The following is a 21969-nucleotide window of genomic DNA, read 5'->3' as shown; positions in this document are numbered from 1 at the left end:
ATGCCGAGTGCCCCCAACCCCTACCAGCAGCACTGGCAGGACGCCCTGGCGGGGATGCAGCGCCGGGTCACCGGCCTGCCCGGCTATCGGGCCAGCGGGCGCATCGTGCGCGCCACCGGCCTGGTGCTCGAGGCCGTGGGGCTGCGGGTGCCGCTGGGCAGCGCCTGTCGCATCGAGCTGTCGCCGCATGTCGGCACTCCCGACGCTCGGCCGCAGCCCCGCTTCGCCGAGGCCGAGGTGGTGGGGTTCTCGGGCGAAAGGCTCTTCCTCATGCCGCTGGAGGAGATCAGCGGCCTGCTGCCCGGCTCCCGGGTCTTTCCCCTCGGCGAGGGCCAGGACGCCCAGAGCAGCGCCCGACGCTTCCCGCTGGGCGATCACCTGCTGGGCCGCGTGCTGGACGGCAACGGTCGCCCGCTGGATGGCAAGGGCCCCTTGCACGATGTGCCCCATGCGCCGCTGGCCACGCCCCCTTTCAACCCGCTGTCCCGGGCGCCCATCGAGACCCAGATCGATGTCGGCATCCGTGCCATCAACGGCCTGCTGAGCGTCGGCCGCGGCCAGCGCATGGGGCTGTTCGCCGGCTCCGGGGTCGGCAAGTCGGTACTGCTGGGGATGATGGCGCGCTACACCCGGGCCGACGTCATCGTCGTCGGACTGATCGGCGAGCGCGGCCGCGAGGTGCAGGACTTCATCAACAACATCCTCGGCGAGGAGGGCCGCCGGCGCGCCGTGGTGGTGGCCGCCCCGGCCGACACCTCGCCGCTGCAGCGCCTGCAGGGCGCCGCCTACGCCACGCGCCTGGCCGAGGACTTTCGCGATGCCGGCCGCAACGTGCTGCTGATCATGGACTCGCTGACGCGCTATGCCATGGCCCAGCGCGAGATCGCCCTGGCGATCGGCGAACCGCCGGCCACCAAGGGCTACCCGCCCTCGGTGTTCGCCAAGCTGCCCAGCCTGGTGGAGCGTGCCGGCAACGGCCCCCGTGGCGGCGGCTCGATCACCGCCTTCTATACCGTGCTGACCGAGGGCGACGACCAGCAGGACCCGATCGCCGACTCGGCGCGGGCCATTCTCGACGGCCATATCGTGCTCTCCCGCGCCCTGGCCGAGGGCGGCCACTATCCGGCGATCGACATCGAGGCATCGATCAGCCGCGCGATGACCGCCGTCGTCGACGACGACCAGTGGCGCCGGGCCCAGCAGTTCAAGCAGATGGTCTCGCGTTACCAGCGCAATCGCGACCTGATCAGCGTCGGCGCCTACACGCCGGGCCACGACCCGCAGCTCGACCAGGCCGTCTCGCTCTACCCGCAGCTGGAACGCTTCCTCCAGCAGCGCATCGACGAACGCGCGAATATCGAGGAAACCCGCCAGCTTTTGCAGGCATTGATCCAGACCGGCAACCGGTAGTCTGGGCCATCATCGAGGTGAACCGTCATGTCGCAAGCGTCCCCCCTGGAAACCCTGATCTCGCTGACCCGCGAGAAGCGCGATACCGCCAGCCAGCGGCTGGTGGCGCTGCGGCGTGCCCGACAGGATGCCCAGACCCAGCTCGAGACGCTGCAACGCTATCGCCAGGAGTACCGCGAAAAGCTGCAGACGGCCATGCAGCGCGGCATCGGGCCCGACAGCTGGCGCAATTACGAGCAGTTCCTGCGCTCGCTGGACGCCGCCATCGAGCGCGCCCGCCAGTCGCTGGGCGAGCGCGAGCGCCAGCTCGGCCAGGGCCAGCAGCACTGGCAGCAGGAGCAGCGACGGCTGTCCGCCTACGACACCCTGGAGACCCGCCGCCAGCAGCGCGAACAGCGCCGCGAGCTGAAGCGCGAGCAGCGCCAGAACGACGAGATGGCCAATACCCTGCTGCTGCGGCGCGAGTCGCGCACCGCGTCTCACGAGTCCAGTCACTGAGGAGGTAACCCCCTACCATGGCCCTGTCAGCACTGGCCCCCGCCACGGGGACGCCCCCTTCCTCCACCGGCAGCAGCGCCGGCAGCACACCCGCCACGCCGGCCGGGCTGTTCGCCGGTCTGCTGGCCAAGCTGGGCAATGCCGACGCGGCCGATGCGGAGACGGCAGGCGCTCCGGGCACCGGAAAGACGGACCTGGCGACGGCGCTCGAGCAGCTCGCCGCCCAGCTGAAGGGCCGCCCGGACCAGGGATCACTCAAGGATACCCTGCGTGCCCTGCTGCAGGCGTCCGGTGACGGCTCGCCGGTGTCAAGTGCCCAGGACACGCCCCTCGACACGCTGCTCAAGCGGCTGTCCGCCGATCCGGGCTCCGACCAGAAAGGCAAGCCGGCCGACGCCGAGTCGCTGGTCGACCAGCTGGCCGCCCTGCTCCAGCCGCTGCTGGCGGACAAGGCCGACAGGCAGGCGGCGCTCGACCTCTCGGCCCTGCATCAGCGCCTGCCGCGTGAGGCGTCCGCCGGCGGTGATACCTCGCTGGATGCCATCCGTCAGCGACTGGACGCCATCGCCGGTACCCCGGGACGCATGTCCGATCACGCCGATGCGCCGATGACCCCGGCGGGCATGGACTCGTCCGGCGCCCGTCAGCCGGGCATGAGCGCCCTGCCCGTCGACACGCTGCCGGCCGGTCGCAACCCGGGCGGGAATGCCGACGGCACTACCCCGCCGCCGCTGTTCCAGGCCCTGCAGACGGCGACAGCGGCCACCGGTGGCAATGCCGCGACACAGTCGATGACAGCGGCCACGGCTGGCGACGCCAAGCACAACTGGCAGGGCGCCCTGCTGGATGCGGCCCGGGGCGATGCCACCCAGGCACCGCTGAACACCTTCGCCGCCCAGGCCGGCGGCACAGCGGGACATGCCGCCGGCGCGGCCTCCACGCCCGCACCGGCGACCGCGACACTGAGCGCTCCCGTGGCCTCCGCCCAGTGGCAGCAGGGGCTCGGCCAGCAGCTGATTCAGCTGCATCAGCGCGGCGGCCAGCAGGTCCAGTTGCACCTGCACCCCGCCGAGCTGGGGCCGCTGTCGGTCCAGCTGAAGGTCGACGACCAGCTGGCCCAGGCCCAGTTCCTGTCCCACAATCCGCAGGTCCGGGCCGCCATCGAGCAGGCCATTCCGCAACTGCGGGCCGCCCTGAACGAGGCCGGCATCCAGCTCGGCGAGGCCATGGTCGGCGAGCAGCCCCAGCCGGGCCAGCAGGATGCGTCCGGCGGTTCCGGCCGCCCGGCATCCGGCGCCCCGGGGGCCCTGGCTCAGGGCGCCAGCGGCCCTGGTGACGAGGGCGTCGACGGCGAAGCCGGCATGACGATCACCGCGCCACCGGGCTCGCGCGTCGGCGGCGTCGATCTCTACGCCTGATCCATCGCACTGCGCAGGAGGCCGGCGGCTGCCGGGCGTATCACCCCCCGTCGGCCGCCGGCAAAGCCCCGAGTTGACCCCGGATGCACGCCCTTTTTCCGCCATCCCGGGCGCGGCGCAGGACGCATACTCCCCCCACCTGCAATCCACGACGGCGTAATCAATGGCCAAGACAAAGACCGACGGCAAGAGCCGCAAGCCCTGGTGGCTGCTGGGCTTATTGATCATCCTCATCTCGGGTGCCTGCTCGGCCGGCGTCTATTTTCTGCTGGAGTCGCGCATCTCGTCGGCCAGCCAGACCGGTACCGAGGAGGCGGCGCCCCAGGAACCGGCCACGCCCATCTTCGTGACCATCGATCCGTTCACGGTCAACATCCAGAGCGACGACTATTCCCAGCGGCTGCTCTACATCGGCCTGTCCCTCAAGGTACTCGACGACCAGACCCGGGAAGCGCTGCTGACCTACATGCCTCAGGTCCGCAGCCGCCTGCTGATGCTGCTGTCCGGCCAGAAGGCCGGGGATCTGGTGACACCGGCCGGCAAGCAGTCGCTCTCGCAGGCGATCCTGGCCCTGTTCGACAAGCCGTTCGCGAACGCCCAGAAGCCGCTTCAGGTGGAAGACGTGCTCTACACCGACTTCATCGTGCAATAGACCATGGCTCAAGACGATCTCCTGTCGCAGGACGAAATCGATGCCTTGCTCAAGGGCGTCAGCGGCGAAGAGGAAAGCGGTTCGGAAAGCGAGGCGCAACGCGGCGGCTCGCGCATCCGCCCGTATGACCCGGCCACCCAGCACCGCATCATCCGGGAACGCCTGCACGCGCTCGACATCATCAACGAGCGCTTCGCCCGCCAGTTCCGGATGAGCCTGTTCAACCTGCTGCGCCGCAGTGCCGACATCACCGTCGAGGCCGTTCGCTATCAGAGCTACAGCGACTTCTCGCGGCATGTGCCGGTGCCGACCAACATCAACCTGATTTCCATGAAACCCCTGCGCGGCACGGCCCTGGTGCTGTTCCCGCCCAACCTGGTGTTCATGGTGGTCGACAACCTGTTCGGCGGCGACGGGCGCTTTCTGACCAAGTCGGAAGGCCGCGAGTTCACGCACACCGAACAGCGCATCATCCAGCGCCTGCTGCGCCTGGCCATCGACGCCTACCAGGACGCCTGGAAGTCGGTCTATCCGCTGGAGATCGGCTACACCCGCTCGGAGATGCAGGTCAAGTTCGCCAACATCACCAGCTCGCCCAACGAGATCGTGGTCACCAGCACCTTCCATCTGGAAGTCGGCAACCTGTCCAGCAACTTCCAGATCTGCATGCCCTACTCGATGATCGAGCCCATCCGCGATCTGCTGTCCGGCCCGCTGACCGACAGCAACGCCGAGGAAGACCGGGTGTGGGGCGAGCGCATGGCCGACGAGGTCAAGGAATCGCAGATCGAGCTGGTGGCCAATTTCGTCGACATCACCACGACCCTGGGGCGGGTGATGTCGCTGAAGAGCGGCGACGTGCTGCCCATCGAGCTGCCGGATATCGTCACCACCAGCGTCGACGGCGTGCCGGTCATGCAGTGCGAGTACGGCAGCCAGCACGGGCAGCGGGCGTTGCGCGTGCGCCGCCTGATCGACCATGTCCAGTCCCACGCCAAATTTGCTCCCGGGCCGAGCGGAGTCAAGGAATCCGAGAATGACTGATCCCAACAAACCCGATCAAAACAGCGCCGACGACGATTGGGCGAAGGCCATGGCCGAGCAGGCCGGCGAGGAGCCGGCGGCCGAGGACGATCCCTGGGCCGCCGCCTTCGCCGAACAGGCCGAGGCCGAGCACCAGCCCGACGAGCCACCGGAGCCGGCCGCCGACACCAGCCGGGCCCGCGCCGCCGGCGACACGGTCTTCAAGCCGCTGGACGACGGCAGTGACGGCCAGTCGTCGATGCGCGACCTCGAGATGATCATGGACATCCCGGTCAAGCTGACCGTGGAACTGGGCCGCACGCGCATCACCATCAAGCAGCTGCTGGAACTGGCCCAGGGCTCGGTCATCGAGCTCGACGGCCTGGCCGGCGAGCCCATGGATATCCTGATCAACGGCTACCTGATCGCCCAGGGCGAGGTGGTGGTGGTCGATGACAAGTACGGCATCCGCGTCACCGAGATCATCACCCCCTCCGAGCGGGTGCAGAAGCTCAACCGATGAGCGCGAGCGATGCGGCACAAGGCGCCACGCCCGGTGGCGACAACCTGCTGGAACTGGCGATGCTGGGCAAGACCGCCCTGGCGCTGGCGGTGGTGGTGGGCATCATCCTGCTGTGCAGCTATGCCCTGCGCCGGCTCAATGCCGGTCGCGGCCAGGCAGGCCGTCACCTGAAGGTCGTGGCCAGCGCCGCGGTCGGCCAGAAGGAGCGCGTGGTGGTGGTTCAGGTCGAGGAAACCTGGCTGGTGCTGGGTGTCGGCGGCGGCCAGGTCAATGCCCTGCACCATTTGCCCGCGCCGTCCGAACCGCCCGAGCCCCCCGCCGCCGACGGTGGCGGCTTCGCCACGCGCCTGGCGAGCGCCCTGCGACAGGGCAAGGCGCGCTCGGGGGATGACGGAGCGTCGTCATGAGCGCATTCCGACAGGTGCGGCCCCATCACCCCGGCTGGCTGCGGCTCGTTCTGCTCGCGGCACTGGTCCTGCTGCCCGGGATCGCCGTGGCCCAGTCGATCCCCGGGTTGACCAGCCAGCCCCTCGAGGACGGCGGCCAGCAGTGGTCGCTGAGCCTGCAGCTGCTGCTGCTGCTCAGCGCCATGGCCTTCCTGCCGGCCATGCTGCTGATGATGACCAGCTTCACGCGGATCATCATCGTGCTGAGCCTGCTGCGCACCGCCATGGGCACCCAGGCCACGCCGCCCAACCAGGTGCTGCTCGGCATCGCGCTGTTTTTGACCTTCTTCATCATGTCGCCGACGCTGCACGATGCCTACGAGCAGGCCTGGGTACCGCTCTCGGAGAAGCAGATCGGTCTGGAAACCTTCGTCGAGCGCGCCAGCGACCCGTTTCGCGAATTCATGATGGCCCAGACCCGCGAGCCGGATATCGCCCTGTTCGCCAGGCTGGCCAATGTCGGCGAGATGCAGGGCCCCGAGGACGTGCCCATGCGCGTGCTGCTGCCCGCCTACGTCACCAGCGAGCTGAAGACCGCCTTCCAGATCGGCTTCACCATCTTCATCCCGTTCCTGATCATCGACCTGGTGGTGGCCAGCGTGCTGATGTCGCTGGGCATGATGATGGTGCCGCCGGTGACCATCTCGCTGCCCTTCAAGCTGATGCTGTTCGTGCTGGTCGACGGCTGGCAGCTGCTGATCGGCTCGCTGGCCCAGAGCTTCCACCTATGACCCCCGAGCATCGTCCCCTTTCCTCGACGGAGCGCCTGCCATGACACCGGAAATGGTAATGAGCCTGGCCTACCAGGGCATGAAGGTCACCCTCTTTCTCGCCGGCCCGCTGATCCTGACGGCGCTGGCCATCGGCCTGCTGGTGAGTCTGTTCCAGGCGGCCACCCAGATCAACGAGATGACCCTGACCTTCATTCCCAAGATTCTCGGCGTGTTCGGCGTGTTGGTGCTGGCCGGCCCGTGGCTGATCAAGCTGATCACCAACTTCACCACCGAGCTCTTCCACAACATACCGCTGATGCTCGGCTAGGGCCGTCGGCCTCCCCATGCTCGAGGTCACCTACGACCAACTCCACGCCTGGCTGGTCGCCTTCTTCTGGCCGTTCGTGCGCCTGCTCGCCTTCATCATGGCCGCGCCGCTGTGGGGGCACGACAGCATTCCCCGTCAGGCGCGGATCGGCCTGGCGGCGCTGATGGCCTACGTGATCGCGCCCTCGCTGCCCCCGCTGCCCGCGGTGCCCATCGTCTCGTGGCCGGGGCTGGGCATCCTCGTCGAGCAGCTGCTGATCGGCGTGGCGATGGGGCTGGTCATGCACGTCACGCTGTCGGTGGTGATGGCCGCCGGCGAGTACATCGCCCTGAAGATGGGGCTCGGCTTCGCCACCTTCTTCGCCTCGGACATCGGCGAGAACACCGTGGTCCTGGCGCGCTTTTTGTACATGATCACCCTGCTGATGATGCTGGCCCTCAACGTGCACCTGATGGTCATCGAGATTCTCGCCGATTCCTTCACCGCCCTGCCGATCGGCGCTCACCCCCTGGATGCCGACGCCTTCGCCGCGATCGCCCGCTACGGCGGTACCATCTTTCGTTCCGGCCTGCTGCTGGCCCTGCCGGTGATCGCCGCGCTGATGATCATTAACCTGTCCATGGGCATCCTCAACCGGGCCTCGCCACAGCTGACGATCTTCTCGATCGGCTTTCCGCTGACGCTGACGGCGGGCCTGGCCCTACTGATGGTGCTGATGATGGACTTCAGCCGCTTCCTGGAAAACCTCTTCCAGCAGGGGCTGAACATGCTCCAGCAGGTCATTGCGCTCATGGCGGGATGAGTGACCCGCCAAAGAAAACGCCTTCGAGGAAACTCGAAGGCGTTTTCTTTGCTGCGCTGATACTCGGGACGAGGGGATTACAGCATCTGGAACAATGACATGCCGCGCATGTCGACGAAGGCCTTCTGGGAGGCCTGTAGCCCCACCTGACGCAGGCTGTAATCGGATACCGCCTTGGAATAATCGAGATCGACCAAGTCGGACAGAGTCGATTTGTAGTTCAGCGAACGGTTGCTGCTGATGCTATCCAGTTCGTCGAGCTCGTTCAGGCGAGCCCCGACCGAGGCCCGGGTCGTCAGGACGTTGTCCAGGCTGTTGTCCAGCTGGCGGCTGACCGTCGACAAGGTGTTATCCAGCTGCGCCTTGTCCGTGGGAGTCTCGGCAGGAGATTCAAGTACATTCAACGCGTTTTCCAGCGTGGAGAAGAGGCTGTGATCCTTGCCGCGACTCACGTCAAGCCTATCACCCACGACGGGGGTTCCCTCGAGCGTCATCGAGATACCACCGAATTTCACGGGATCACCAATGTTGCCCGTTTTAGAGCTTGTCGAGCCGGACGTCTTGTTGGTCAAATCATAGCCGAACTTCCCGGTGCCGGCATTGTAGCTGGTAATCTCCAAGGCGAATGAGTCACCGTACTCCGCGTTGCTTGCATCCGCCGTGTGGGGGCCGGAAAACCGCAATGTGCTGGGAGCACTGGTCGTTGCATCAGCCACATAGTCCGCCCCGCTATGCACACCAGAAAAGACCTTTTGGCCGCTGTCTCCAACTGCCATCTGACGGGAGGCATCGACCTGCTGATGCCGCACTGTATCGGCACCCTTGTACGTGATCTTGCCGCCGTCCTCGACGAAGGGTGGCGCATTATCCTTGATACCACCGAATAGGTACGACCCATTACCATCCGTGGTATTGGCCATGCCTTGCAGGCTTTCGTAGATGCCCCGTAACTGGCTCGCTACCGATGTCCTGTCAGCATTGCTGAGGGTGTCGTTGCTTGCCTGGATAATCAGCGTCTTGGCACTGGTAACCGCCTTGCTCACGCTATTGAGCACGCTTTCTTCCTGCGACAGAGCATTACGCGCGGACACACGTGAATCACTATATTGCTGGCTGACGGCCAGCGACTGGGAAACCCCTACGGCCCTTGAAGCTGACTGAGGGTCATCCGAAGGCGTGACCACACGCCGCCCGGTAGCCAACTGTTGCCCGACCTCGAGAAAATCGCTCTGTTGGCGATTCATGGCCGACAGTCTCGAATCGAACATGGTCAGCGTGCTGATACGCATGACGAAAAACTCCCGTGAACCGGTTAACGAATGCCCAGAATGCTGTCGAAGACCGTGCTGGCGGTCTGGATGACCTTGGCGTTGGCCTGATAATACTGCTGAAAGCGGATCAGATTGGCCGCTTCCTCGTCGAGATTGACGCCGGACTCGGACTGTTGGACCTGCTTGAGCTGTTCGGTCAGGGTATTCTGGGCATCCAGATTGGCCTGGACGACATTGGTACGGTTGCCCACGTCGCTGACCATCGAAGCGTAGGACTCGCTAAGGCTCGCCTTGCCGCCGACCAGATCGGCATTCTGCAGGTTCTGGAGTTTCAGGGCATTGGCATTGTCGCCGGCCGCATCGGTTTCCGCCGCAGCGATCTTGGACGTGTCGTGGATGACGTTATTGAGTGTGCCAGCCAGATTGCGTGTCGGCTGCAGCTGATAGACATCGCCATTTTTCAGGTTGGCCTTGTTGTCCACGGTCAGCGTGACGCCATCGAAACTTAGCTTGCCACTATCCCAGGTAACCTCACTGCTATCCAGCTGGGCCCCCGTATCCAGGCGCGTTACGGAAAATTCATCCTGGTTTTTATCATAACGCAGCTCATAGTCCCCTGAAGTCACCTTCGAGACATCACTGAACTCGGCCGAGAAATTGGCCGTGCCGTTGTTGGTGTCCTTGCTGAAGACCGTGGGTCCACCGATGTCAAAGAAGTCACCGCCCGGATCGCCGTTCAGGTCCTGACCCGCGCGGTGCTGGTCGTTGAAGCCGGCGGCCAGCGACAGCGCCATCTGCCCCAGCTGGTTCTGGGTCTTGTCCAGGGTTTCGCGACGGAAGGTCATCAGCCCGCCGAGGGTGCCGCCCTCGAAGGTCGAGTCCCGCAGCTCGACCTGGCTGCCACCCGGGTCGTTGTAGGCCACCACCGTGCGCGAAGGATCGGCGGACGACGGCACGGCTTCCAGCGTGTAGCTGCGATTGCCGGCGACCAGCGGCTGGCCATTGCCGAGCATGACGTTGTAGGTGTCGCCGTCCTGCACGCTCAGCGAGACATCCAGCCGCTCGCTGAGCGTGGCCACCATGTGGTCGCGCTGATTGAGCAGGTTGTTGGGGATGTCGCCGGTCTTGGCCTTGGTCAGGGAGATCTGGCGATTCAGCTTGGCGAGCTGGTCGGCCGTGTTGTTGATCTGGGTGACCTCGTCGCGAATCTGGCCGTTGATGCCCGACTGCATGTCGTCCAGGTAGCTGTCGAAGGCACGGAACTGACCCGTAAGGGTATCCGCGGTGCCGATGACACCTTGCCGTGCGGCCGGATCGGACGGTGCACCGGCGAGGTCCTCCATCGAGGAAAAGAAGCTCTGCATCAGCGGGGCCAGGCCGGAATCACTGTCCGCCAGCAGATTGTCGATCTGACTCGCCTGGGTATTGTAGGTCTCGAGCGCGCTGGAACGGCTGGTGGCCGCATTGAGCTGCGAGGCGATGTACTGGTTGAACTGACGTTCGACATCGTTGACCTGAACGCCCCCGCCCGCCGGCTGGGTTTCACCGAGCTGGGTGACCTGACGGTTGTAGCCCGGCGTATAGACATTGCTGACGTTGGTGCCGGCGGTCTGCAGGGCGACCTGGGCGGCGTTGAGACCGCTCAGGCCGGTGGAAAAGAGGCTCATGTGGCTATCCCGATCTGGCTATTGTCTGAGATATCGGCCGAGCGCCGAAGAACTTGAGCGCCCCCGGAGTCGATCAGAACAGGCGCGAGGGCACCTGCTCCAGGCTGAACGGATCGCCTGTCGCGTGCCCTGACTGCGCCTGCGCCACGTCCCGGGCACCGGCACTCGTCGCCGGCTGCTGCAGGGACTCCATCACGGCGATCAGCTTGTCGGCGTAGCGCGGGTCGGTGGCATAGCCGCCCGCCTGCAGGGCACGTGCCGCCTGGGCGCCATCCGTCGCGGTCACCACCCCGGCGTAGCGCGGGTTGTCGCCGATCAGCCGCGCGTAATCGGTGAAGGCCGCCTGATAATCGTCATAGACCCGGAAGCGATCCACGCGCCGTTCAGGGCGACTGTCGGCGTACTCGGTGGTGGCGATGTCGGTGGTCTCCCCGCGCCACTGGCTGCCGGCCTTGATGCCGAACAGGTTGTGGCTGTTGCCGCCGTCGGCGGTGGGAATCTCGTAGCGCCCCCAGCCCGTTTCCAGGGCGGCCTGTGCGAGGATCAGCTCGGCCGGCACACCGGTCTGTCGCGCCGCCGCTTCGGCCGGACCGCGCAGCGAATCGACGAAACGCGCCACATGCGCCGGGCGGGTGTCCTCTCCCCGCGAGGGAGTCTCGGGAGCCGGCTGACCGGCAGCCTGTGCCGCCGAGCGGGCATCCAGCGCACCGAGGAAGCCGCGCTCGCGGGCGGTCGACGCGACGGCAGCCTCGCCCGCGTCACTTTTCAGCACCCGCGGCGTTCCCCGCGGAATGCCGGCGATCAACGGCTCGCCCGCGCGCTCGCCGCCGGGCACCATGCCTGAGCTCTGCAACTGTTCGACCAGTTTCTCCGCCAGCCCGAAGCCCTTGCCCGACAGCTCCTGCGCCCACTGCTTGTCGAGCATTTCCGTGTAGAACCGTGCCTGCTGACTGTCGAGCAGCCCCGACTGGGGCGTGGCCTCGCGCATGCTCTTGAGCATCATGCGCAGGAAGATCGCCTCGAAGTCCCTGGCCGCCGACTTCACCCCCTCCTGCGGGTTCTCGCGAGCGGTATGCTTGAGCCGCTGCAGGCCCTGCAGATCGAGCGCGAACTGGCTGCCCAGGTTGTTGACCGTCATCAGATGATCTCCAGCTTGGCCCGCAGCGAGCCGGCCGCCTTGAGGGCCTGCAGGATCGACATCAAATCCTGTGGCGTGGCACCCAGCGCATTGAGCGCACTGACCACCTTCGCCAGGTCCGCGCTGGTCTGCACCATCTGCAGCGAGCCGCCTTCCTGGGAGACCGACACGTTGGCGTTGGGCACCACCGCCGTCTGGCCCTGGGAAAACGCATTGGGCTGGCTGACCTGCGGGTTGGAGCTGATGGTGACCGACAGGTTGCCGTGGGCCACCGCCGCCTGGTGCAGCGTCACGCTGCTGTTGAGTACCACTGACCCCGTCCGCGAGTTGATGACCACCCTGGCGGGTTCCTGCCCGAGCGCCAGGTCGATGTTCTGCACCCGCGCCATGAAACGCACCCGGTCGTTGCTGTCGGCCGGCGCCTGCAGGCGGATGACCCGCCCGTCGACCGCCGCGGCCACCGGCGCGCCGAACTCGCGATTGATCGCCGCCACGGCACGCTGGGCGGTATCGAAGCTGTACTCGTTCAGTTGCAGGTCGAGCGTGCCGTCACGCCCCAGGGCCAGCGGCACCGCTCGCTCGACGGTCGCCCCGCCGTTGATGCTGCCGCCGGCCTGCTGATTGATCGAGACGCTGCTGCCCGCGGCCTGGGCACCGGCGCCGCCGACGAAGACATTGCCCTGGGCCATGGCGTACACCTGCCCGTTGGCCCCCTTCAGCGGGGTCATCAGCAGGGTGCCGCCACGCAGGCTGCGGGCATTGCCCACGGAGGACACCACGACGTCGATCGGCTGCCCCGGGCGCGCGAAGGGCGGCAGCTCGGCGGTGACCATGACCGCCGCCACGTTCTTGAGCTGCATGTTGGTGCCCTCGGGCACGCTGATCCCCAGCTGGTTGAGCATGTTGGTCAGGCTCTGGGTGGTGAACGGCGCCTGGGTGGTCTGGTCACCCGTACCGTCGAGCCCCACCACCAGCCCGTAGCCCACCAGGGCGTTGTTGCGCACGCCGGCGAACGAGGCCAGGTCCTGAAGCCGCTCCGCCCGGGCCGGCATGGCCAGCAGGCAGGCCAGCAGGATACCGAGGCACCACAGCCACGGCCTGACGACGTCGGAGGAAAGGGTCTGCGTTTTCATGATTTCCCGGGCCCTCCTTCGCTCAGAACGGCGAGATGTTGAGGAAGAAGCGCTGCAACCAGCCCATGGTCTGCGCCTCGTTGATGTAGCCATTGCCGACGTACTCGATGCGGGCGTCCGCCACCTGGGTGGACATCACGCTGTTCTGGTCGCTGACGTACTCAGGATCGACCACGCCGGCGAAGCGGATGAACTCGGTGCCCTGGTTGATGGCGATCTGCTTCTCGCCCTGAACCTGCAGGTTGCCGTTGTAGAGCACGTCGGTCACGGTGACGGTGATGGTGCCGGTGAAGCTGTTGTTCGCCGACGCCCCGCCGCTGCCGGAAAAGTCGTTCTTGCCCTCGACATCGAAGCCGTACTTGCCCAGCTTTTTCAGCCCATGCGGCAGGGAATTCAACCCCAGCGTGGCGCTGCCGTCGCGCCCGGCATTGGCCGAGGAACTCTTGCTGGCACTGACGTTCTCGTCGAGCACGATGGTCAGCACATCGCCGACCTGGCGCGGTCGGCGATCCTCGAACAGCGGCTGATAGCCACTGGCCGGCTGGTAGATGGCCCCGTTGGGCACCGGCGGCGGCGGGGGCTGCAGGGCGATCTTCTCCTGCTCGCCGACCACCGACGGCCGCGGCATCTGGGCGCATCCCGTCAGTATCAGCGCCAGCAGCAGCGCCGTGCCGACGCCGACATGGCGGGTGATTCGCGGTAGCCGGTCATTCATGGGCGTGGGATCTCGTCATGTCGCTGCGTTTACAGCTGGGCCAGGCGCGCCAGCATCTGGTCCGACTTCTCGACGGCCTTGCTGTTGATCTCGTAGGCGCGCTGGGTCTCGATCATGCCGACCATCTCCTCCACCACGTTGACGTTGGAGGTTTCGACATAGCCCTGGTAGAGCACACCGGCGCCGTTGTTGCCGGGCAGGTTCTGCGCCACCGGGCCCGAGGCATCGGTCTCCAGGTAGAGGTTCTCGCCGACGCTCTCCAGCCCCGCGGGGTTGGTGAAGTTCGCCAGTGTCAGCTGACCGACCTGGGTCGACTGGGTGGTGCCCGGCTGGGTCACGGAGACGATACCGTCGCGGCTGACCGATACCGACAGCGCGTTCTGCGGGATGAAGACCGCCGGCTCGATGGGATACCCGCTGGAGGTGACCAGCTGGCCGTTCTGGTTGACCTGGAAGCTGCCGTCGCGGGTATAGGCGGTGGTGCCGTCCGGGCGCTGGACCTGGAAGAAGCCCTTGCCGTTGATCGCCAGATCGCGGGAATTCTCGGTATTCTCCAGATTGCCCTGAGTGTGCAGGCGCTCGGTTGCCACCGGGCGAACGCCGCTGCCGACCTGGAAGCCGGAGGGCAGGTTGTCCTGCACGGTCGACTGGGCACCGGGCTGACGCAGGTTCTGGTAGAGCAGATCCTCGAAGACCGCCCGGGAACGCTTGAAGCCGTTGGTGCTGACGTTGGCCAGGTTGTTGGAAATCACATCCAGCTGGGTTTGTTGCGCCTCGAGACCGGTCTTGGCGGTCCACAGCGATCGAATCATCTCGTTGACTCCCTGGAAATCGACACTCAGCCGGTGACGGACAGCAGGCTGTTGGCCCGTTGCGCGTTCTCGTCGGCGCTGGAGATCACTTTCATCTGCATGTCGTAGCGGCGCGCGCTGTCGATCATGGCCACCATGGCCTCGGTAGGGCTGACGTTGCTGCCCTCGAGCGCCCCGCTTACCACCCGCACGGTGTCATCGGCCTGCAGGGCGGCCGGCGCCTGGCCGTTGGCTCCGGGGCGGGGACGAAACAGGCCGTCGTCGCCACGCACCAGATCGCCGGGCTGCGGGTTGACCAGCTTGAGCTGGCCGGCCGGCCCCCGTGCCACCGGGTCGGTGCCCGGCACCTGGGCGCTGAGCGTGCCGTCGCTGCCAATGCGCACATCCGCGCCCAGCGGCACCACGATCGGCCCGTTGACGCCCAGCACCGGGCGGCCCTGCACGGTGACGACGCCGTTGGCATCGACCTGCAGGTCACCGCGCCGGGTATAGGCCTCGCCATCGGGCGTCTGCACCGACAGCCAGCCATCGCCGTCGATCGCCACGTCCATCGGTCGCCCGGTGGTGTTCAGCGGCCCCGCCGAGAAGTCGCTGCCCGGCGTGGAGGCCATCACGGAAGCCCGCGTGGGCAAGCCCTCGCCCTGCACCGGCACGGCGCGCATGGCGTTGAGCTGACCGCGAAAGCCCGTCGTCGTCACGTTGGCCAGATTGTTGTTGATCACCGCCTGCTGATCCATGCTCTGGCGGGCGCCGCTCATGGCGGTATAGAGAAGACGATCCATGCTGTTGGGTTTCCGGCTGGACAGTTGCTCCCCCGGGCCGGCCACTAGCCGGCCCGGCGGCCCACGACATCAGCGCAGCTGCGCGATCTGGTCCATCACCTCGGACTGGGTGCGGATCGAGTTGGTATTGGCCTGGTAGTTGCGCTGGGCGATGATCAGGTTGACCAGCTCCTGGGTCAGGTCGACGTTGGACTGCTCCAGGGTTTCCGGGGCGATGCTGCCGAACTGGCCGACACCGGCGGTACCCAGAACTTCAGCCCCCGAGGATTCGGTCGCTGCCCACATGTTGTCGCCGGAGGCCTTGAGCCCTTCCGGGTTCCGGAAGTTGGCCAGCGTGATCTGACCGGCCGCCACGGACTTTTCGTTGCTGTAGTTGCGCATCACCGTGCCGTCGTCGGCGATGCTGATGCCAATCAACGAGCCCGACGTATAGCCATTCTGGGTCAGCGTATTCTGGGTGGAATCATTGGCAAACTGGGTGGTTCCGGACAGATCCATGGCAAAGCTCAACGGCTGATTCGCACCACCATCCACCGGAAAACTCACTTCTGCAGCTGAACTAGCAACCCCCGGGTTTTCGACATTGGCGTCAGAATAAGCATTATTGAGGTCATAGTAACCCGCGGCCGCATTTCCATTACTTTCACTAACACTGGAACTGGCCAAACTAAGCTGAAAGCCGGCTTTGACTATACCTACAACCTCACCATCCGCACGCTTGTTTGGATTATCCGGAGTAGGAGTAGTAGGGTCGTTAAGCTCGGAGTACTGCGCAAGCTGGCCATTGCCATCGAACTTGACCCAGGAACTGTTCTGCAGGTAGCTGTTGTCCACACCGGCACCCGTACCGGTAAAGGCGAGCTTGCCGTCAACGGCGGTGGTTACCTTCCACTGATTATCGCCAACCTTCTCAAAATAATTCGTGACATTGCGCGTATTGCCTAGGGAATCATACGCCGTATAACTGTTCGAATAATTATACTTCAGATCAATATTGAGCGGGCTTCCCGTGGAATCATAAGCACCCGAACTATCCACCTTGACGAGGTCGCCATTGGCATCGACTGCCTGCAGGCTGACCTTGTTCTTGTCGGCATCAGCGGCACTGGCGCCGGCATCCATATTGTAGACCGACGTCACGCGGCTGGTCGCCGAGGCCGGCATGTCATTCGCGGGAACCTTGAGCGCCTTTGGCTGACCACCCGGCGCCACGCCGGAGAAGGGATCGTTGGCATCACTCAGCCCGTACCCCATGACGCGGGCCCCCTGGGAGTTGACCAGATAGCCATCGGCGGTCATGGTCAGCTGGCCGTTGCGCGAATAGCCGACCTGACCCTCCTGCTCGAAACGGAAGAAGCCGCTGCCGGTGATCGCCAGATCCAGGTTGCGCCCGGTGGACTCCAGGTTGCCGTTACTGAAATCCTGCAGCACGCCGGAGACTCGCGTCCCCAGCCCCACCTGGCTGTTGGCGAACACGTCGGCGAACTGTACCGAGGAGCTCTTGAAGCCGGACGTCTGCGAGTTGGCGATGTTGTTGCCGACGACATCGAGCTGCTGAGAGGCCGCACCGACCCCGCTGAGTGCCTGTGAAAAACCCATGATTGCCTTCCCCTACGTATACCGGATGTGCTGTTTTAAGATGTTCTGTTTTAAAAAGGTGACTCAAAGAATCTGGCGGACCGAGTCCAGCCCGACCTGCCCGCGAATCGCGCCCAGGTCGAGCCGCGGGCCGCTGTCGGTGGTGACCACGCCGTTGACCCGGGCATAGTTCAGCGCGGTGACCGGCACGGCCTCGCCGCCCTGGGTAGCCTCGATACGCACGTGATAGGCGCCGTCCGGTGCCGTGGTGCCGTCGTTGCGCGTGCCGTCCCACACGAAGGACTGGGTGCCGGCCTTGAGGGCGCCCACCTGATCCGGGTCGATGGTGCGCACCACCTCGCCGTTCTGGCCGACGATGGAGACATTCACGGTATCCGCCGGGCTGTCCAGTTCGATGCCGAAGGGCGTGGTGGCATCGTCCTTCTTGAGGACCTGATCCCCCGGCACCAGCACGCCCTGGCCGATCAGCGCGGCCGCCTGCAGCGACTGGCCGGTATCGATCTGGCTGGCGAGGCTGTCCAGAGTGTCGTTGAGCTGGTTGATGCCGTTGACCGTGTTGATCTGCGCCAGCTGCGAGGTCATTTCGGCATTTTCCATGGGCTTCATGGGGTTCTGATTCTTCAGCTGGGTCACCAGCAGGGTCATGAAGCTGCTGCTCAGGTCCTCGGTCGACCCCGTCGCCTGCTTGGCGGCGGCGCCGAGGTTCATGTTGTTGAGCACGTTCGAGTCGATGGTGTTGGCCATGCGGGGCCTCCTGGCAATGGACGAAACCGGGCCGATCAGTTGTCGCCCAGGCTCAGCGTCTTGAGCATCAGCGACTTGCTGGTATTCATGACCTCGACGTTGGCCTGGTAGGAGCGCGAGGCGGAAATCATGTTGACCATCTCGTCGACCGGCTCGACGTTGGGCATGGTGACGTAGCCCTGATCGTCGGCCATGGGGCTGTCCGGCCGGTACTCGCGACGCATCGGGCTGGGATCGTCTACCACCCGGCTGACCTGCACCCCGCCGACACCGCTGGTCACATCCGAACGGGTCTCGAACACGACCTGCTTGGCGCGGTAGGGTTCGCCGTCCGGCCCGGCCACGCTGTCGGCGTTGGCCAGGTTGCTGGCGGTCACGTTCATGCGCTTGGACTGGGCGCTCATGGCCGAGCTGGAGATATCGAAGATGCTGAACATGGACATCGGCTTACTCCGGTTGCATGGCCGACTTGAGGCCCTGGATCTGGCGCTTCATGAAGGTCAGCGCCGCCTGGTAGCGCACCGAGTTGTCGGCGAAGGCGGCGCGCTCCCGGTTCATGTCGACGGTATTGCCGTCGAGGCTGGGCTGATCCGGCACGCGATAGCCCAGGTCCAGCGACGTCGCGGCGGGGGCATGGGCCGGAATGTGACGGCTCGAGGTCCGCGACAGCGCCAGGCCGCCGTTCTCGCCACGCCCCTGCTGCATGACGCGCGACAGCTCGCCGGCGAAGTCGAAGTCGCGTGCCTTGTAGTTGGGCGTGTCGGCGTTGGCGATGTTGCTGGCCAGCACCTTCTGGCGCTCGGCACGCAGGTTGAGCGCCTCCTGGTTGTAACGCAGCGCCCCCTCGAGCTGATCGATCATGTCCGGCCCCTGCCTTGGATGGGGAAATTTTCAGCCTGCGAGAATAGACGCCCCCCTGTCAGGACAAAGGCAGAAACAGCCCCCGGTTTGGGCATCATTTCCACGCTTGATCGGAGGCATCGACGCCTAGAATCGGCATCAACGATTCAGGGGGTAAGGGATGCGCCAACCAACCCGGCAACGGCAGGCCCGGCAGCGCCCGATGCGGCTCGTCATTGCCGCCCTGGCGCTCGGCCTGCTGCTCGCGCCAGCGGTCGTCGGCGCCGACACCGATACGCTGACCCGGCGCGTCACCCAGCTGCTGAGCCAGCAGGCCGGCGAGCTTGGTGAGGTCATCGGCGTCAGCGTCCATGCCCCCTCGGCGGTACTCGGCCAGTGCGACGACCCGCAGCCCTTCCTGCCCGACAACGGGCAACGTCACTACGGTCGTGTCTCGGTAGGAGTGCATTGCGATGGGCCCGGCGGACGCCGGCAGACCCGCTACCTGCAGGCCGAGGTGTCGGTGCGGGTACGCTACGTCACCGTCACCCATGACCTGAACCGAGGCAGCGTGATCGCCCGCAACGACCTGCACCTCGCGCAGGGGCGCCTCGAGAAGCTGCCGCGGGACGTGGTTCGCGATCCCCAGGCGATCGTCGGCCAGGTCGCGGCCGCGCCGCTGCGGGCCGACACGCCGCTGCGCGCCTATCAGCTGCACGCCCGGGATCTGGTCAAGCGGGGGCAGCGGGTCACGGTGATCGCCCGGGGGGCCGGCTTCGAGGTGAGTCGCGAGGCCGAGGCGCTGGACAACGGCGCCATGGGCGAGCAGGTGCGAGTGCGTGCCGGCAATCGCAAGATCCTGCGCGGCCGAGTCACCGGCCCGCGACGGCTCGCCATCGACTTCTGAGGGACCGCACCACTACACTGACCACACGCCCCGAATCCAGAGACTAAAGTTTTCCCGTCGTCCGTCGATAAACAGGGAAAGCCGATGCCTCAAGAGAGTGTGCCCCGTGAAGATCGATGGCTCCCAGCCCCTGCAGCGCCCCGCACAGAATGATGCCACCCGGACCGGCAAGCTCTCGCGCGCCGAGTCCGACAACGCCCAAGGCCCGAGTGCCACCTCGGTGGCCCATCTCAGCGACAGAACCCAGGATGCCACCCGCGACATCGACACCGCCCGCGTGGCCGAGGTACGCCAGGCAATCAGCGAAGGACGGCTCGAGATCCGCCCCGAGCGCATTGCCGACGGCCTCATCCAGAGCGTGCGCGACCTGCTCGACTGACGCTGCGGCACCCCATTGAACTCCGGAGACCCAGCATGAGCCTGGCCCAGCATCTCGAACGTGAACTCCAGCACCTCGATACCTTCATCGAGCTGCTGGAGGCCGAGCACCGCTCGCTGTCCCGGGCCGAGGTCGACGGCGAGCAGTTGCAGCAGCAGGCCGGCGACAAGCAGGCCCACCTGGCGCGTCTGGATTCGCTGGAAACCCAGCGTCGCAATGCCCTGAAAACCCTCGGCTATGGCGATACCCGCCGTGCTTCGGAACAGGCGGCCATCGACGCCGGCTGCCAGCCGATCTGGCAATGCTTTCTGGAACGCGCCCTGCACGCCAAGCAGCTCAATCAGCGCAACGGCATCCTCATCGAAGCCCGCATGACCCAGAACCATCGCATCCTGCGCTTTCTCAACGACACGGCCAGCAAGACCCTCTATGGCCCCAATGGCCAGTCACAGCCCGGGAGTCGCGGCATCAGCTCCCGCGCCTGAGAGGAAGTTTACAAATTACTGCGCTCGGCCATACGGCGTTGAAATAAGCCTCGTCCGCGAGCCCGGTCAAAATGCTCATTTACCCCTTCGTAAACTGCGCTTTCTCGGCTGATTTCGCCTTGTCTGGCCATCGCTCGTGACTTTTGTAAACACCCTCTGAAGCATCACTGAGAGATCAAAACGCATCACGATCTACCGGCTACAGCCGCGCTTCCACACGCGACAGGATCTGGCGGCTGACCTGGTTCACCAGCGGCGTCGCCGCCTTGTCGACCGCCTTGGCCAGCCACCGGTTGCCCAGCTGATAGCTGACGCAGAGCTCAACCCGCGTGCCCTCCGGCACGGCGATCAGGGTATAGCGGCCCTGGTTGGCCACGCCCGCCAGCGACTCCCAGGCCAGTACCCGGGGCTCGTGACGCTCGACCACCTGCACGTCGAATTGCCAGTCACGCCCGATGACGTGAAGCTGCCAGCGATAGCGGTCGTCGCCAAGCGGCTCGATCGCGGTGATCATGTCGGAATAGTCGACGAAGTTCTCGACCCGGGCGAGCAGCGGATAGACGCGCTCCGGCGGCGCCGGCAACACGGCGCTGTGTTCGATGATCGGCATGCCTGTCCCTGTTTCCGGTTGAAATCCTCGCCCGAGGGTACGCATTGCCGGTGGCCAGTGCCAGCCCGACGCCCACGGCTGCAAGGCTATCGCAGTTAGGCAGGGCGAGGAGCGCCGGGGGCAGGTCGAAGAGGGGGGCCGACGCCACGGATGGCGTCGGTAGCGCCCAGGGAGGGGTTCACAGCGCCTCCTCGCAGGCCTGCCCACGGGTCAGTCCCGAGCCGACGACGCTCTAACTGCGATAGCCCTGCCCACGGCTGGAGCCGCGAGCGCCCTGCCGTTACAATGCCGCCCTGCCGCCCCTGGGCGGCCCATCCGGACGCCCGGACCCCGGAACCGTGACTCACGGCCATAAATTCTCCGGCAGGACCCTCACATGACCCGAACCATCTCCTCGACGCCCGCCAGGGCCGTCGTCATCTATTCCGGCGGCATGGACTCCTACACCGTGCTGCACCACGCCCTGCGCCGCGGCTACGAACTTCACGCGCTCTCCTTCCACTACGGCCAGCGCCATGCCCGGGAGCTGGACGCGGCACGGCGCGTCTGCGAGCAGCTGGGCATCACCCACCAGGTCGTCGACATCCAGGCCATTCACCCGCTGATCGACAACTCGGCGCTGACCGATGCCGATCGCACCCTGCCCGATGGCGACTACGCCGAGGACAACCTGACCGCCACCGTGGTGCCCAACCGCAACATGATCCTGCTGTCGCTGGCCATCGCCAAGGCGGTCAACATCGGTGCCGAGGTGTGCTTCTACGGCGCCCACGGCGGCGATCACGTGCTCTACCCCGATTGCCGCCCCGAGTTCCTTCAGCGCATGAACGATGTCGCCGCCATCGCCAACTTCTCGCCGGTGACGATCGAGGCGCCCTACCTGCATGCCGGCAAGGCCGACATCCTCGCCGACGGGCTGGCCATGGGGCTGGACTACGCCGAGACCTGGACCTGCTACCAGGGTGGCGAGACGGCCTGCGGCGAGTGCGGCAGCTGCCGGGAACGCCTGGCGGCCTTCGCCGCGCACGGCCGGACCGACCCGCTGCCCTACGCCATCGCCGGGGAGCGCTGAGC

26 protein-coding genes are annotated in these 21969 nt (G+C 65.9%); 14 read left to right on the top strand and 12 right to left on the bottom strand.

Going from position 1 to position 21969, the window contains the following annotated elements:
* From fliI to fliR, 10 genes are all read left to right on the top strand, one after another.
* Complete coding sequence (fliI, locus tag G7A98_RS09535; RefSeq protein WP_224421409.1) at positions 1 to 1410, top strand: flagellar protein export ATPase FliI; 1410 nt, start codon at positions 1 to 3, stop codon at positions 1408 to 1410.
* 27 nt (positions 1411 to 1437) lie between these two features.
* The gene (gene fliJ, locus G7A98_RS09530; protein ID WP_163649433.1) at positions 1438 to 1908 is read left to right on the top strand and encodes a flagellar export protein FliJ; all 471 of its coding nucleotides are present in this window, start codon (positions 1438 to 1440) and stop codon (positions 1906 to 1908) included.
* A 17-nt stretch (positions 1909 to 1925) separates the two neighbouring features.
* On the top strand, positions 1926 to 3326 hold the full coding sequence (locus G7A98_RS09525) for a flagellar hook-length control protein FliK (protein ID WP_163649432.1): 1401 nt from the start codon (positions 1926 to 1928) through the stop codon (positions 3324 to 3326).
* Positions 3327 to 3489: 163 nt separating this feature from the next.
* Positions 3490 to 3978, top strand: a complete 489-nt coding sequence (gene fliL / locus G7A98_RS09520; protein ID WP_163649431.1) for a flagellar basal body-associated protein FliL — start codon at positions 3490 to 3492, stop codon at positions 3976 to 3978.
* 3 nt (positions 3979 to 3981) lie between these two features.
* Positions 3982 to 5022 (top strand): flagellar motor switch protein FliM, encoded by a 1041-nt coding sequence (gene fliM, locus G7A98_RS09515; RefSeq protein WP_163649430.1) that lies wholly within the window; start codon positions 3982 to 3984, stop codon positions 5020 to 5022.
* Positions 5015 to 5524, top strand: coding sequence for a flagellar motor switch protein FliN (gene fliN / locus G7A98_RS09510; RefSeq protein WP_163649429.1), 510 nt, complete (start codon positions 5015 to 5017; stop codon positions 5522 to 5524). The genes fliM and fliN overlap by 8 nt, the downstream gene beginning before the upstream one ends.
* Positions 5521 to 5931 (top strand): flagellar biosynthetic protein FliO, encoded by a 411-nt coding sequence (gene fliO / locus G7A98_RS09505; RefSeq protein WP_163649428.1) that lies wholly within the window; start codon positions 5521 to 5523, stop codon positions 5929 to 5931. The genes fliN and fliO overlap by 4 nt, the downstream gene beginning before the upstream one ends.
* A complete protein-coding gene (gene fliP / locus G7A98_RS09500) occupies positions 5928 to 6701 on the top strand; it encodes a flagellar type III secretion system pore protein FliP (protein WP_163649427.1) in 774 nt (257 codons plus the stop codon). Before fliO ends, fliP begins: the two co-directional genes overlap by 4 nt.
* Positions 6702 to 6741: 40 nt before the next feature.
* Positions 6742 to 7011, top strand: coding sequence for a flagellar biosynthesis protein FliQ (fliQ, locus tag G7A98_RS09495; RefSeq protein ID WP_163649426.1), 270 nt, complete (start codon positions 6742 to 6744; stop codon positions 7009 to 7011).
* Between the two features lie 16 nt (positions 7012 to 7027).
* Positions 7028 to 7813 carry a flagellar biosynthetic protein FliR gene (gene fliR / locus G7A98_RS09490; protein ID WP_163649425.1) on the top strand — a complete coding sequence of 262 codons (786 nt, stop codon included), beginning with the start codon at positions 7028 to 7030 and terminating at the stop codon, positions 7811 to 7813.
* A 77-nt stretch (positions 7814 to 7890) separates the two neighbouring features.
* Here the strand turns inward: fliR and flgL are convergent, their stop codons facing one another.
* The 11 genes from flgL to flgB all read right to left on the bottom strand — a co-directional run bounded on the left by flgL (position 7891) and on the right by flgB (position 18535).
* Positions 7891 to 9102: a flagellar hook-associated protein FlgL gene (gene flgL / locus G7A98_RS09485; RefSeq protein ID WP_163649424.1), complete on the bottom strand. Its 1212-nt coding sequence runs from the start codon at positions 9100 to 9102 to the stop codon at positions 7891 to 7893.
* 23 nt (positions 9103 to 9125) lie between these two features.
* Positions 9126 to 10751, bottom strand: a complete 1626-nt coding sequence (gene flgK / locus G7A98_RS09480) for a flagellar hook-associated protein FlgK (RefSeq protein ID WP_163649423.1) — start codon at positions 10749 to 10751, stop codon at positions 9126 to 9128.
* Between the two features lie 73 nt (positions 10752 to 10824).
* Positions 10825 to 11889, bottom strand: coding sequence for a flagellar assembly peptidoglycan hydrolase FlgJ (flgJ, locus tag G7A98_RS09475; protein WP_163649422.1), 1065 nt, complete (start codon positions 11887 to 11889; stop codon positions 10825 to 10827).
* Positions 11889 to 13022, bottom strand: a complete 1134-nt coding sequence (locus G7A98_RS09470; protein WP_163649421.1) for a flagellar basal body P-ring protein FlgI — start codon at positions 13020 to 13022, stop codon at positions 11889 to 11891. The genes flgJ and G7A98_RS09470 overlap by 1 nt, the downstream gene beginning before the upstream one ends.
* A 22-nt stretch (positions 13023 to 13044) precedes the next feature.
* Positions 13045 to 13737, bottom strand: a complete 693-nt coding sequence (locus tag G7A98_RS09465) for a flagellar basal body L-ring protein FlgH (RefSeq protein WP_163649420.1) — start codon at positions 13735 to 13737, stop codon at positions 13045 to 13047.
* A gap of 29 nt (positions 13738 to 13766) precedes the next feature.
* Positions 13767 to 14549, bottom strand: coding sequence for a flagellar basal-body rod protein FlgG (gene flgG / locus G7A98_RS09460; protein ID WP_163649419.1), 783 nt, complete (start codon positions 14547 to 14549; stop codon positions 13767 to 13769).
* A 26-nt stretch (positions 14550 to 14575) separates the two neighbouring features.
* Positions 14576 to 15331, bottom strand: coding sequence for a flagellar basal-body rod protein FlgF (gene flgF, locus G7A98_RS09455; protein ID WP_163649418.1), 756 nt, complete (start codon positions 15329 to 15331; stop codon positions 14576 to 14578).
* A gap of 69 nt (positions 15332 to 15400) precedes the next feature.
* Complete coding sequence (locus G7A98_RS09450) at positions 15401 to 16930, bottom strand: flagellar hook protein FlgE (RefSeq protein ID WP_163649417.1); 1530 nt, start codon at positions 16928 to 16930, stop codon at positions 15401 to 15403.
* 63 nt (positions 16931 to 16993) lie between these two features.
* A complete protein-coding gene (gene flgD / locus G7A98_RS09445) occupies positions 16994 to 17674 on the bottom strand; it encodes a flagellar hook assembly protein FlgD (protein ID WP_163649416.1) in 681 nt (226 codons plus the stop codon).
* A 35-nt stretch (positions 17675 to 17709) separates the two neighbouring features.
* Positions 17710 to 18117 carry a flagellar basal body rod protein FlgC gene (gene flgC, locus G7A98_RS09440; protein ID WP_163649415.1) on the bottom strand — a complete coding sequence of 136 codons (408 nt, stop codon included), beginning with the start codon at positions 18115 to 18117 and terminating at the stop codon, positions 17710 to 17712.
* Between the two features lie 4 nt (positions 18118 to 18121).
* Complete coding sequence (flgB, locus tag G7A98_RS09435) at positions 18122 to 18535, bottom strand: flagellar basal body rod protein FlgB (protein WP_163649414.1); 414 nt, start codon at positions 18533 to 18535, stop codon at positions 18122 to 18124.
* Between the two features lie 160 nt (positions 18536 to 18695).
* Between flgB and flgA the strand changes: the two genes are divergently transcribed.
* From flgA to G7A98_RS09420, 3 genes are all read left to right on the top strand, one after another.
* On the top strand, positions 18696 to 19421 hold the full coding sequence (gene flgA, locus G7A98_RS09430) for a flagellar basal body P-ring formation chaperone FlgA (RefSeq protein WP_163649413.1): 726 nt from the start codon (positions 18696 to 18698) through the stop codon (positions 19419 to 19421).
* Positions 19422 to 19527: 106 nt separating this feature from the next.
* Positions 19528 to 19800: a flagellar biosynthesis anti-sigma factor FlgM gene (flgM, locus tag G7A98_RS09425; RefSeq protein ID WP_163649412.1), complete on the top strand. Its 273-nt coding sequence runs from the start codon at positions 19528 to 19530 to the stop codon at positions 19798 to 19800.
* 35 nt (positions 19801 to 19835) lie between these two features.
* On the top strand, positions 19836 to 20285 hold the full coding sequence (locus G7A98_RS09420) for a flagellar protein FlgN (protein WP_163649411.1): 450 nt from the start codon (positions 19836 to 19838) through the stop codon (positions 20283 to 20285).
* A gap of 199 nt (positions 20286 to 20484) precedes the next feature.
* Here the strand turns inward: G7A98_RS09420 and G7A98_RS09415 are convergent, their stop codons facing one another.
* Positions 20485 to 20895, bottom strand: coding sequence for an SRPBCC family protein (locus G7A98_RS09415; protein ID WP_163649410.1), 411 nt, complete (start codon positions 20893 to 20895; stop codon positions 20485 to 20487).
* Between the two features lie 376 nt (positions 20896 to 21271).
* On the opposite strand from G7A98_RS09415, the gene queC reads away from it, so the two are divergent.
* On the top strand, positions 21272 to 21967 hold the full coding sequence (gene queC / locus G7A98_RS09410; protein ID WP_163649409.1) for a 7-cyano-7-deazaguanine synthase QueC: 696 nt from the start codon (positions 21272 to 21274) through the stop codon (positions 21965 to 21967).
* Positions 21968 to 21969: the final 2 nt, after the last annotated feature.

This window comes from Modicisalibacter sp. 'Wilcox' (assembly GCF_010993675.1).
In the GTDB taxonomy this organism is placed as follows: domain Bacteria; phylum Pseudomonadota; class Gammaproteobacteria; order Pseudomonadales; family Halomonadaceae; genus Modicisalibacter; species Modicisalibacter tunisiensis.
This window is presented reverse-complemented; position numbering and strand designations above follow the sequence as displayed.